The organism is Wolbachia endosymbiont of Frankliniella intonsa (assembly GCF_029856955.1).
In the GTDB taxonomy this organism is placed as follows: domain Bacteria; phylum Pseudomonadota; class Alphaproteobacteria; order Rickettsiales; family Anaplasmataceae; genus Wolbachia.
Genome location: NZ_CP097148.1, coordinates 859,433 through 872,170, shown reverse-complemented (window position 1 = coordinate 872,170; position 12,738 = coordinate 859,433). Strand labels below are relative to the sequence as shown.

The window sequence follows — 12,738 nt, the reverse complement described above, 5'->3', positions numbered from 1 at the left end:
TAGTGAAATGTTTCGAGTAACTTTTTCTTTTCTATGAGCTACTTGACGGCAAGAATAAAGTTTTAATCATTCCATGGTTTATGTATAATTTTCAAAACTTAATTGGTATATATGAAGGTAATAATAGGTAGCGCTAGTAAACGATTAGGAGATTCAATAGCAAGTGGGCTAAATGCTCAGATATTCCCCAATCAGGTGTCAAGATTTGCCGATGGTGAGGTAAATGTAGAAGTAGCAAATGATCTACGTAATCAAGAAGTATATATAGTACAATCTCTTTCTTCCCCTGTAAATGATAACCTTATGGAGCTTCTGCTTACAATTGATGCAGCAAAGAGATCTGGAGCCAAGAGAATAACAGCTATTATTCCTTATTACGGATACAGTAGGCAGGATAGGGTTATTAAAAACAATAATATGCAATCTGCTTTAAGTGCTAAATTAACTGCAAATCTTATTCAAACAGCTGGTGCAAATAGCGTTGCTGCTATTGATTTGCATTCAAGTCAAATTGAAGGTTTTTTTGATATACCAGTTACTAATCTAAGCTGTTTTGAAGTATTTGTTAACTCTATATACAAGGAAAACTTGGCAATAGTTGCGCCTGATGTTGGAGCAATTGGCAGAGCTCGTGCTTTTGCAAAGATTTTAGAGGAAAAACACAAGTTGGATAATGATATTGTTGTAGTAGATAAATATAGAGAAAAAGCAGGTACATCTGAGGTAATGAATGTAATCGGAGAAGTTGCAAACAAAAATTGCGTCATTGTTGATGATATAGTTGACTCTGGCGGAACATTATGTAATGCAGCTCTTGCTTTAAAAAACCGAGGAGCAAAGTCTTTAGTTTCCTGCATTACACATGGAATGCTTTCAGGAAATGCAGTTGAGAAAATCTCTTCCTCTTCTCTGGATAAATTAGTAATTACGGACACCGTATTTCACAAATTTGAAAAAAATGATAAGATAGAGGTTGTTTCAATTGCAAATATTTTAATTTGCTTTATGCAAGGAGGTAAAAGTGCCAGCTAGATCAACAGAAGATGTTATCACTTCGTTAATAGAATTTGCAAATAAGAGAAAAATAACAATTACTAAAGAAGAAATGCTTAAAACTGCACAGCTTGTGAGGATTAAGTTATCCGATGATGAGATTCAATACTACTCAAAAGAACTGACAATGCTGGATTGGATACATGATACTTTGTTGAAAGTTAATACTGAAGGTGTTTCTCCTATGCGTTATGGAACTATAGATAAGGATGTCCATGTACGCGATGATATTATAAATTCTCAAAACATTAAAGAAGAAATATTATCCAATACAAAATCGGAGCATGGGTATTTCGTAGTACCGAAGGTTATAAACGATTAGGATAAAGCAAGATTTATACCGATTTTATAGATCTACTTTCAAAAATAAGACCAATCTGGTAAAGAAGCATTCGTTGGAGTAAAAACCATTTTTTGATTTTTCTTTACTAAATCTACTAAATATAATTTAGAGTTGCTTGGTGATTCTGCGTTAGTAAAGATAATTTCTCTGCCATTTGGTAGCCATGCCGGAGATTCAATTTTATGTCCCTCTGAAAGCAAGCGCTCTTCTTTGCCATCTGGCTTCATAACTCCTATGTAAAATTTTCCTGACTGAATTTTTGTAAAAGCTATCAGATCTCCTTTTGGCGACCAAACAGGTGTAGCATATCTTCCATTTCCAAAACTAATTCTCTTGGGTTTTTTGCTTTTTTTAGTGAAATCTATGATATATAGTTGCTGACTTCCACTTATATCAGAACTAAAAACCATGTACTTTTGATCTGGAGACAAAGAGGGAGAAGTACTTATAGCTGAACCTTTAGTAATTTTTTTTGTTCGTTTACTACTTAAGTCTAGAGATAATATATTTGTTTCACCACTCAATGAGTGGGAAATAAAAAGAGATTTACCATCAGGAGAAAATCTTGGTGCAGAAATAACTCCTTCAAATGCGCTGATTATTGATTCAGTGTTATCTTTTAAATTTTTTAATATTATATAACTTTTACCATTTGTGTATGAGATATAAACAATACCCTTTCCATTTGGTGAAAATCTTGGTGTTGACACAAATTTCTCACCATTTGTTAAGTACTTTATATTACTTCCATCTTGATTCATCACAGCAATTTTACGTACGGATTTATAATTGCTATCTTTTTCTTCAGCAATATAAGTGATTTTTGTGTTGAAGTGCCCTTTCTCACCAATCAGTCTATCATGTATCACATCCGAAACGAGGTGAGCAATTTTTCTCCAGTCTTTTGCCGGAAAAACAACTGACTGAGTGAGTAATTCTCTGTTTGTAAAGCTGTCAGATAAACGAAAAGATAGCTCTAAATTTCTGTTTGATACTTCACTTAAACTTACTGTGACTACAGTATCGCTTTTCCAAGACTCAACTTTCGTGTTACGTTTCACATTAAATAAGCCACAATTAGATAGATTTGTTTCAATTACTTTTGTGATGCTTTCGCTTAGCTCACTTTCCACTTCTGTCTTGCATGCACATTTAGATACAACAAGATCAATATTACCAATATTGCTTTTTTTTATATCAACATATAAAACAGCTTTTGTGGAATAAGGAATAAATAACGAAACAAGCAATATTAGTTGAACGAATAATTTCATTCTTTCATTTCATACCTGTTCTATTTGGACTTCAATTATAGGTCTTTTTAGTAAATATTCCTTTAAGATACTAAATATTGAACTTTCAATCTTATTTCTTATTTTTTTTATCGGTTGTGGACTAAATGCTGACTCAACCTTCTCTATGATCTTTTGCATAATGGCTGCATCTTCTTGCGCTTCGAAAACACCAGGTGCAAATACTTTTGGCTTAGCGAGCAATTTGTTTTTCTTATTCACAATTGCTGTTACTACAATAACCCCAGCATCTGTCATTCTCTCACGCATCTTTATAACGCTGCATTCTGGATGGCGTAGCAACGTACCATCAATACCAAAGTAGTCAACATCAATTGAACTAACTTTTTCTCCATTCTCCAAATTAACAATATCACCTGGTGCAATCATTATTGCTTTTTTCACACCGCACTCTTTAGCGAACTTTACATGTGCATCCGTATGAATATACTCACCATGAACTGGAATAGCTATCTTAGGTTTTATCAAAGAATACATTTCCCTTAGCTCTGCTTTTACTGGATGTCCGGAAGCATGAACATTCTCTGTTTTTTCAGTAATAACTTCCACTCCCATCTCAATAAAGGCATTGAGCATGTTATGTGCACGAGTTTCATTGCCAGGAATGATTTTTGATGAAAAGATCATGGTATCACCTTGCTGCATTTTAAATGTTTGATGACTCTTAGCGGCAAGTCTTGAGGTAGCTGCCAGTGGCTCACCTTGACAACCTGTGCAAAGTAGCACCAGCTTTTCCCTTGGAAAATTTACTGCCTCCTTTGCTTCTAGAAACTCAGGAGAATCAGTTAAATAACCACTATCCTGCGCAACTTTCACTATTCTCCATAAAGATCTGCCAAGTAAAACCACTTTTCTATTTAGTGCTTTTGCAGCTTTGCTTATTGTTTCAATTCGCGCCACATTCGAGGCAAATAGCGAGACAGCAACCAATTTTTTAGACCGCTTTATTATATTGTAAATATTATCATAAATTTCACTTTCTGATTCAGGGTCGTGTTTGCTCAGTATGTTTGTTGAATCACAAATTGCTGCAAGTAGATCACCTTTATCGCCAATTTCTTTTAAACGCTCTATATTAGAAATTAATCCAACAACAGGTTTTGGATCAAATTTCCAGTCCCCAGTATGAAGTGCACTACCTGCTTCAGTGCTAATTAATATTGAATTTGCCTCAGGAATTGAGTGAGTTACATTTATAAACTCAACGGTAAAAGGACCCAAATTTATGCTGCCATTTATGTCTACCTCTTTCACAGGTACCACACCTTCCAATCGAAATTCTTTCAATTTTTCTTTGAGAAAGTTAACCGTAAACTTTGTTGTATATATGGGACATTCTAACTCTTCCCACAGATGAGGCACTGCACCACAGTGATCCTCATGTGCATGTGTAATTATTATTCCAAGCAAATCTTTTTTTCTTTGAGCAATAAAATCTACATCAGCGATGAGCAGCTCAACACCTGGCATAGTTTCATCTGCAAAACCGATACCAAGGTCGATCATAATCCACTTGCCTTGATAATGATATAGGCTAACGTTCATCCCAATTCTTCCTACTCCTCCAAGAGGAAGAAATAAAAACTCATTTTTGTTTATGTTCATTAATTTTAAATTATTAAAATGCGAGGATAGCAAAACTTCGACCTTAAATAAAGGAATTTATCACTTTTGCATAACTTAAAAAAATCTTTTCACTAAAAGAGAAGGCTTTCAAATTGGTAAAAAGAATTAAGTGTATACAGCTACCTCTTTATATCATTTAGCAAATTTCTCATTTTTTTTTTACTTTTCCAAAGAATCCTTCGGATTTCTGCTCTACACTTTCATGTTCCTCTTCCTCAAGCGCTTTTAATAGCCCAATCTGCTTTTGGGTTAAATTCTTTGGATTTAAAGTCTCAACTATTAACTGTACGTATAAATCACCACGAGCATGTGAGTTCATATATGGCATACCCTTTTCCCTACAACGTAGTTTGGTACCAGTTTGAGTGCCTTCAGGGACCTTTACTTTTATTTTAGCTCCATCAATTGATTGAATATCGATTTCACCACCAAGTACTGCTAGTGTCATTCTTATAGGCACTTTACAGTGTAAATCTGCTCTATTGCGAGTGAAGATCTGATGAGTAGCTATTTTCACACATACGTATAAATCTCCGCTTTTTCCACCTCTTGCTCCAGCTTCTCCTTTACCACTGACCCTTACTTTAGCTCCTTCTTCTATGCCTTTTGGAATTGAAACGGAGATATTTACTTCATCTCTTTTACGTCCACTTCCAACGCATTTCTTACATTTATTTTGTATTATTTCTCCTTCCCCATAGCATGTAGTACACGTTCTTTCAATGGTAAAAAAGCCCTGTTGAGTTCTAATTCTACCGCTTCCCTGGCATGTGTTGCACTGAACTGGTTTGATTGCTCCTTCGCTACCTGTGCCTTGGCATGTATTACATTTTATATTTGTCACATAATGTATAGGTGCTTGTATTCCTTTAAATGCATCTTCCAAGGTAATTTTAAGTTCGTAGCGCAGATCTGCTCCAGATACTCCTGTTGTACTTCTTTTTGTTCTTGACCCACTTGTACTGCCGCCGAATCCTCCACCAAAAAAATCGTTAAATATATCGCTAAAATCCCCTCCAGCTTGGCTGAAATCAAATCCACCGGAAGCACCATCGTGACCATAACGATCATAACCTGCTCTTTTTTCAGAGTCAGATAGAACTTCATATGCAGCTGTTACTTCTTTAAATTTTTCCTCTGCTTCCTTATTACCAGGATTTCTGTCAGGATGATATTTTAATGCTAGTTTTTTATATGCTTTTTTTATCTCGTCAGTACTAGCATTTCTGCTCACTTCTAGCAGATCATAGTAGTCTTTTTTGTTCATATATAATAGCTCAGTATTTTACCGTTAAAGATAGGTATTACATATATGAATTTCAAGTATGACCTCTATTTCCTATAAAATATGGTGCACCCTGAGCGACTTGAACGCCCGACCTTTTGATCCGTAGTCAAATGCTCTAATCCAACTGAGCTAAGGGTGCTTGCACAAAGCTGACTTTAACAGATTTTATAGCTTATTTCAATTGGTTTAGCTAAAAATAAAACTCTTATCATGTATGAAACCTGTAAGAAATTGTACTAGCTCTCTTAAAGGATAACTTAAGTTAACAGTTTCCAATTACTGTGATTTTAGAACCGCTATCCGAATAAGAGCTTTTCACATTATACTGCCAAGCTGCTAACAAATAGGGGAATGACGGTTATAGTTAAATCTAAACTATTTTGGCTATATCAGAAGACGGGTTATGCAGAAACCTTAAAATACTTCTTGCTTGCCAAGGAGAATAAATACATTCCTAGAAACAAGCAGATACTCAATATCGATGCATAGGAAAACTTGAAAATTAAATCTTTAATATATATTGATAAGCATTTACCTGCAGAAATTTTGTATAGTAGTCCAACACAAATAATCGTACTATCAATGACCGATGCTATAATTAAAGTGATGAAATTTGCCATATGAAAATTCAATTTCGACTTTAATTCTTCAAAAACAACTATGCTTGAGAGAAGAGGGATTAAAATTGCAGTATATAGAACCAGTATCATAAAACTAAAATTTTGCAATTTAAAAAGACAGCATATCACTGTACACACTATTAAGCTGTAAGTAGCTTTGCTTCTACCATAAAACTCAACCATTGAGTTTACAACTAAAGTAGCTCCCACAAATAAGGCAGCACATATCATTAATTTATTTGAAGTGTTAAGTAAAGAAAGACTGATAAGCAAGAGTATTGATAAAATGGACATAATCACCTACCCAAATTTAATAATATGCATTTATTTTAATCAGACATTACACATAATGAAAAATTTGTCTAGCGTAATCAAAAGTTATTTAAACTAGTACCTAAGTCTTTCAAATATATTCTTATAATATCCTTTATATTGAGAGCTTTCTCCTCTGTCACTTTTCCAATACATGAAAAAACTATACCTTTAAACAATTCTTCAAACTTCCGCTGATTTTGCGGGGCAATGGTTACTAATATTCTACTTTGCGATTCAGAAAACATTATTATCTTGTTTATTATGTCTGTATTTTGTGTTTTTCCTATTGGTACTAGTGAAAGATCGATTTCAGCACCAAGATCTCCTGCAATTAGCGATTTTGCCAAAGCAATAATTAAGCCGCCTAAGTTTGGTGCAATTGCAGAGACAATTATTCCATCTTTTATTGCCTGGTTGTAACGTTCATACAACTTCCTAGCGCTCTTTGCATTAACTTTTGGCACGTTGTTATTATCTATTCCACTATATAACTGATATTCAGATCTACCAAGCTCATCGTGGGTTGTACCAAGCACATATATCAAGTCCCCCGGCATTTTCACATCAAGCGATACCGCATTTTCAATATTGTCTATAACTCCAATTGCTGAAATGAGTAGTGAAGGTGGTGCAGATATCATCACTTTCTCGCCATTTTCATCATATCCCTTAAAGTCGTTAAACATACTATCTTTTCCGGATATAAATGGTGTTTTAAATGCAGTTGCAAAGTCGTAACAAGCCTCTGCAGCTCTCTTTAGTTGCCACAGCCTTTCTGGATTATAAGCATCACACCAGCAAAAATTGTCGAGCAACGCTAGATGATTTATATTTCCTCCTGCAGCTACGTAGTTGCGTATTGCAGTGTCAATCGCACATGCTGCCATGTGATAAGTGTCAATTTCTCCATAACTTGAGCCAAATCCCTGCGATTTTACAACACCTTTGTTTGAAGAAAGGACTGGCCTCGAGACAACAGCTTCACTGCACACTCTTCCCTTGCCTTGCAGTGGTTTCAGTATTGACGATCCTTGAACCTCATGGTCATATTGCACCACTATAAACTCTTTGCTGCGTATGTTTGGTCTGCTTAGCATTTCTTTTAGTGCAAAGGTGTCATTCCAGTGATTGACACTGGAATCTATCTCAAGCTCAACTCTGCCATCGCACGTATTTTGACATAAAGTTTTAGATTTATTTGCAGACAAAGCCTGCTGGGTTCCAGTGTCAAGCACTGGGATAACAGGAGAGAATTCTGGAATGACAGCGTATGGGTTAGATTTTCCAGACCATGGCTTTGTTTGTAAATGCACTTTGGGATTACCGTCATGCAGAAATTCAGTTTCGATGTTCATTATTACTGCCCCTGGGGGACATTTAACAACGGCTTTGCCACTTTTGTTGAATTCTCCAATTACACAGACCTCCACATCATGTGTTTTCATGATTTGCTTAAACGCAGGAAGATTTTCTTCTGGCACTGCTAAGGTCATTCTCTCTTGTGATTCTGATATCCATATTTCCCACGGAGCCATACCATCGTTTTTAAGGAGAACCTTGCTCAAATCAACTTCAAATCCGTCTTTTCCCATTTCACCAATGGACGATGATAGACCGCCTGCTCCATTATCCGTTATTGCATTATAAAGACCAAGATCTCTTGCTTTTACGACGGCGTTGGATAATTTTTTTTGTGTTATAGGATCACCAATTTGCACAATTGTTGAAGGGCTGTTTCCCGACAATGCCTCTGAAGAAAAAGTTGCACCGTGAATTCCGTCCCTTCCAACTCTTCCACCAATAATTACGATTTTATCACCGTTTTTGGGTTCTTTTATGTGTGAAGGTGCATTATTTATATTCCGTGGAATAATTCCGATGCTTCCAACAAAAACTAATGGCTTTCCACAGAATCTATCGTCAAAGTATACCGATCCAAGTTGCGTTGGAATACCGGAGCAATTACCAGCAACATTAACACCGTGAATCACTTCTTTCATTATATATTTTGGTGGTAAGATTTTATCAGTACGCTCTTTATCTCTATAAAATTTGCCTTTTGATTCTTTGGCAAAGCAAAAGTAATAAGTATTCATGATAGGTTCTGCACCTTTGCCAAAACCGACTATATCTCGATTAACTCCAAGCACTCCAGTCATTGCTCCACCGAACGGATCGAGAGCTGAAGGACTATTGTGAGTTTCAACTTTATCTACAATCAAGTAATCGTCATCAAAAATTATTCCTCCTGCGTTGTCGGAGAAAACTGACACGCATATGTTAGAATTTATCTCACGCGTTGCACGCTTAATATAATGAGCATATAGACCATCTTTTATTTCATCAATAGGGGAGCAAAAAATATTGTGTTTACAATGTTCAGACCAAGTCTGTGCCAGAGACTCAAGTTCAATATCATATGGATTTCTACCGAGTTTTTTAAAGTAATCCTTTATAGCTTTCATTGCTGCCAGCGAGAGCCCCAAAGTGCCATTACCATCGATTCCATCTCTGCTGATTTTTTCAAGCTCTTGGTCACTTACATTGAGTTTGACAGATTTTGCTCCATTATTACCTGGTGTCATCCCAGTGCTTGACACTGGAATCCATTCTTTTTTTTCCTGGTCACGCTCTGTAATGACACCAGGTGGGGTATTTGGTTTACTGTAATACTTCCAATGGCAATTGCCGTTTTCTTTATAGACAAGTGTGCAATATTCAGTAATAGGATTGAATTCCTGTTTTATGTCATCTTCGGTTGGAAAACCTCCTTGACTTAGAATCAATTTTGAACTTCTTGCCTTGATAGAAACACTTTCATCAATGTGGCCTTTGCTCATTAGATATTCTCTAACAATTTGTTTTGCCGTGTTTCCTACGTTATCGGTCATGCCAGGTAAAAAGCTTATCTCCAAGCCCCACTTTGCTTGTGATTCTATGAAGTTATATTGAACTTTTTCAAGGTTTTCATTGTAGGAATAATAACGGCAGTCTTGTATGACTTTATTATAAAATAGCCCACAAATTTCTTCATGTAATTTTGATGGTAATTCTTTGCTTATGTAAATCAAGTAAACATTAACTACCCTTCTGCGGCCAACTTGTTCACATTTATTAAAAACTTCTATTCTGATGTTTGCCATGTAATATTGTGAAAGACTTTAATATATCATAGCATAATAAACTGCGAGCACATTTATATTTTAAATAATTTCTATACAATAAAACTGTTGTATTAATTGTTACTGTTAGTGGGAAGAGTTTTTACCGTTAATGTGAATGAGTCCTTTTTCAATGTATTGGTTCAGCACATATTTTCTGAATATGAAAGAGAAAAAATTCCCGAGATAAAGATCATACTTCCCTGCAAGAGGGATGTGATAGCATTGCTGAGTGCATTCAAGAATTACAGAACTATAATTTTGCCAGAGATAGTTTCACTAGAAAACATTGATGAAGAAGATTTAATATTAAATCTTGATAGAGTTGAAGTTATTAACCCGACAAAGAGAACGCTGCTACTCATTCAATTTATATTGGAGTGGAATAAAAAACACAATGATAGTTTTCCAATCGATCTAGTTTACAGTTTGCCGTCATTACTTCAATATACCCAAATAGCGGATTGTTATCAGCTTGATGAGCATTCGAAGAAAATGGAGAATTTCATAAATTTACTTATCAAAACTTGGAGTAACACTTTAAAAAATTTAGGAGTAGTAGATATACTAAAGCATAAGAGTGACTACATAAACAATATGATATCCTCCCTGAAGAAAGATCAGCATATGATCTTTATTGGAATTGGAAAGGAGGAGATTTATAAGTTGTTGATTAAAGCTGTATACGACCTGCCATTTGGAAAGATAATTTTACCTAATCTGAATTTGAAAATTAAAGAGAAAGATTGGCAATCACTTGATAAAAAACATTATCAATGTTGCCTGAAAGATCTGCTCGATTATTTAAGTATAGGCAGAGAGGATGTAAGTTTTCTGCCAGAAGAGTGTTCTGATGTCATTCCAGTGCCCAGACACTCGGATCCAGAAAACTTAACTTTAAATGAGTGCACCAGGTGGCTGTACAATAGAAACTGGATTCCAGTGTCAAGCACTGGAATGACATCATCTACTACTCAAATTACCTGCAAATTACAATGTTCGTACACTAAAAATCAGAGGGCTGGGATGACAGGCAGTCCTGAACTAGATTATGTCTTTGATACAACTGCCGATCTAAGTAAAGTTAGTAATGGATATATTGGCAATATTGAAGTCATCACTTGTGATTCCAGAGAGGAAGAAGCACAGGTGACGTCACTAATTATGGAGAATGAAGGTTATGAAAACGTTTCTTTGTTTGTCTTTGATAAATTACTTGCAGCTCGTATGGTGTGCCCCATATCGAAAAACTATTCTTATGTGACGCTTCTGCTTTATAGTATTGAGATTTTGAACTCAAAATGGAACGGTGTGGCATTGCTTTCTCTTCTTAAACATAGTCTAGTGACTTTTGGTTACGCTCAAGAAGAGTACACTCGTATTTTATCTGAGTTTGAGATAGAAGTATTGCGTAGCTTTGATATAAATGGTCTTAAGGATATTATCAACGCTATTAGTACTTGTAAAAAGCTAAGATATAAAGAAGATATATTAATTATTATCAGTAGATTAGAAACTATATTTAATCTTTTACTTAATCTTATAAATTATCCTATTTCTGATATAGCATCAGCTCATTTACAGTGTGTTAATGTGCTTTCTAATGTGAATTTTCTAGAGCTAAATGGTGAAATAGGTAATTTTACTCGTGATTTCTTAAATGCATGTGACGGTATAGCAATTGAGTGTTCCTTAGAGTTATATAGTCAAATCCTGATATTATTTTTAAAAAGGAAGTTTTTTTCTCCAGAAAATAACTTTGATAAATTTAGCTTATATCAAAATAAAGTTGTAATACTTGCTGGATTTAATGATATACCAAATTTTCAGAATCCGTTTTTGAGTGCACTGAATAGAGAAAAATTTAACCTTCCTTCTGTGCAAGAAGAGCAAGGGTACTTTTTGTATACTTTGCGCAATTTATTTGGTGCCGGCAAGGTTTATATTACGAGGCTAGTGAGTGATAGAAAATCAATTCTATTGCGCCGTTTGGAAGTTCTGTTACAAGAACCAAAATATCCTTATCGCAATTGGCTAAGAATATTAAATACACCTGAGTGCATTGTTCCATGTACTCAGCCTATGCCAAAACCTCAAGCCAAAGTCAGAGAAGAAAAAATGCAAGTGATGTCTTGCAGTGCGGTAGAAAAACTGATTCGTAACCCTTATTCATTTTATGTTGAATACATACTGAACCTTAGACAGTTGAAAGACTTAAATTTTAAGCCATCGATATTGGAGTTTGGCACTATGGTACACAATATTCTTGCAAGATATTTACGCAACGAAAAGTCGCTGATGAGTATTGCACGAGAAATATTCTCGTCTAATCGATTCCACTTTTCAAATATGTGGTGGGTAAGGTTGCAGAGGATAATTCAATCTTTTGTTGAGTTTGATAGTACTGGAAACAATCAAGTTGAGTTGGAGAAGAGCTTTTCCTATCCGATATTTCATATTCCAGCGCGTGACACACAACTGCGCGGATGCTGTACAACTTCCACTAAGAATAAGGGTGTCATCCCAGTGCTTGACTACTTGGATCCAGAAAATTTGATTGCAAATGAACACACCAGACAATTGTGTAATAAGAGCTGGTCAGATACTCGAATGACAGAGGAAATTTTATTGACAGCAAGATGTGATAGAGTTGAGTATCTACCAGGTGGGCAAGTAGCAATTATAGACTATAAACTTGGTTCACCACCTTCAAATGAGGAAGTTATGTCAGGATTTTTCCCGCAATTAATTTTACAAGCTTTAGCAGTGGAATACACAACAAAAAAAGAAGTCTCGGAGCTTGCTTATTGGAAACTTGATTATGATAAAATAAAGGTTATTGCTTTGAAAGATTATAGACAAAAAATGCATGAATTTCAGAATATTCTACCAGATTTCTTATCTAATTACTTAAGAGATACTACTCCCTTCATTGCCTCTCCTTATTTTGATAAATTCCTGAGATTTAACATCTACAAACAACTAGAAAGGATAGGGGAGTGGTTATAAATTATATCTC

Annotated in this window: 8 protein-coding genes and 1 tRNA gene; 4 read left to right on the top strand and 5 right to left on the bottom strand. The window is 35.2% G+C overall.

Going from position 1 to position 12,738, the window contains the following annotated elements; genetic code table 11:
- The first annotated feature begins 111 nt into the window (after positions 1–111).
- Together M3L71_RS04890 and gatC are read left to right on the top strand one after the other, a co-directional pair.
- Positions 112–1,032 (top strand): ribose-phosphate diphosphokinase, encoded by a 921-nt coding sequence (locus tag M3L71_RS04890; protein WP_280143259.1) that lies wholly within the window; start codon positions 112–114, stop codon positions 1,030–1,032.
- On the top strand, positions 1,022–1,375 hold the full coding sequence (gene gatC / locus M3L71_RS04885; RefSeq protein ID WP_010401704.1) for an Asp-tRNA(Asn)/Glu-tRNA(Gln) amidotransferase subunit GatC: 354 nt from the start codon (positions 1,022–1,024) through the stop codon (positions 1,373–1,375). Before M3L71_RS04890 ends, gatC begins: the two co-directional genes overlap by 11 nt.
- A gap of 38 nt (positions 1,376–1,413) precedes the next feature.
- Here the strand turns inward: gatC and M3L71_RS04880 are convergent, their stop codons facing one another.
- The 4 genes from M3L71_RS04880 to M3L71_RS04865 all read right to left on the bottom strand — a co-directional run bounded on the left by M3L71_RS04880 (position 1,414) and on the right by M3L71_RS04865 (position 5,762).
- Positions 1,414–2,670 carry a Tol-Pal system protein TolB gene (locus M3L71_RS04880; RefSeq protein ID WP_265031090.1) on the bottom strand — a complete coding sequence of 419 codons (1,257 nt, stop codon included), beginning with the start codon at positions 2,668–2,670 and terminating at the stop codon, positions 1,414–1,416.
- Positions 2,671–2,679: 9 nt separating this feature from the next.
- The gene (locus M3L71_RS04875) at positions 2,680–4,314 is read right to left on the bottom strand and encodes a ribonuclease J (protein ID WP_280143258.1); all 1,635 of its coding nucleotides are present in this window, start codon (positions 4,312–4,314) and stop codon (positions 2,680–2,682) included.
- A 169-nt stretch (positions 4,315–4,483) separates the two neighbouring features.
- Positions 4,484–5,602 (bottom strand): molecular chaperone DnaJ, encoded by a 1,119-nt coding sequence (gene dnaJ, locus M3L71_RS04870; RefSeq protein ID WP_280143257.1) that lies wholly within the window; start codon positions 5,600–5,602, stop codon positions 4,484–4,486.
- An 82-nt stretch (positions 5,603–5,684) separates the two neighbouring features.
- Positions 5,685–5,762, bottom strand: a tRNA-Arg gene (locus M3L71_RS04865).
- Positions 5,763–5,974: 212 nt separating this feature from the next.
- Here M3L71_RS04865 and M3L71_RS04860 point away from each other — a divergent pair.
- Positions 5,975–6,112 (top strand): hypothetical protein, encoded by a 138-nt coding sequence (locus M3L71_RS04860; RefSeq protein WP_280143256.1) that lies wholly within the window; start codon positions 5,975–5,977, stop codon positions 6,110–6,112.
- A gap of 502 nt (positions 6,113–6,614) precedes the next feature.
- On the opposite strand, the gene M3L71_RS04855 is transcribed toward M3L71_RS04860, so the two are convergent.
- Positions 6,615–9,701, bottom strand: coding sequence for a phosphoribosylformylglycinamidine synthase subunit PurL (locus M3L71_RS04855; RefSeq protein ID WP_280143255.1), 3,087 nt, complete (start codon positions 9,699–9,701; stop codon positions 6,615–6,617).
- A gap of 108 nt (positions 9,702–9,809) precedes the next feature.
- On the opposite strand from M3L71_RS04855, the gene M3L71_RS04850 reads away from it, so the two are divergent.
- Positions 9,810–12,728: a PD-(D/E)XK nuclease family protein gene (locus M3L71_RS04850; protein WP_280143254.1), complete on the top strand. Its 2,919-nt coding sequence runs from the start codon at positions 9,810–9,812 to the stop codon at positions 12,726–12,728.
- Positions 12,729–12,738: the final 10 nt, after the last annotated feature.

Excerpts from the sequence above, each read along its gene's own strand:
- M3L71_RS04890 (WP_280143259.1), top strand. The coding sequence starts at position 112 with ATGAAGGTAATAATAGGTAGCGCTAGTAAACGATTAGGAGATTCAATA.
- M3L71_RS04880 (WP_265031090.1), bottom strand. The coding sequence starts at position 2,670 with ATGAAATTATTCGTTCAACTAATATTGCTTGTTTCGTTATTTATTCCT.
- dnaJ (WP_280143257.1), bottom strand. The coding sequence starts at position 5,602 with ATGAACAAAAAAGACTACTATGATCTGCTAGAAGTGAGCAGAAATGCT.
- M3L71_RS04860 (WP_280143256.1), top strand. The coding sequence starts at position 5,975 with ATGACGGTTATAGTTAAATCTAAACTATTTTGGCTATATCAGAAGACG.
- M3L71_RS04855 (WP_280143255.1), bottom strand. The coding sequence starts at position 9,701 with ATGGCAAACATCAGAATAGAAGTTTTTAATAAATGTGAACAAGTTGGC.
- M3L71_RS04875 (WP_280143258.1), bottom strand. The coding sequence starts at position 4,314 with ATGAACATAAACAAAAATGAGTTTTTATTTCTTCCTCTTGGAGGAGTA.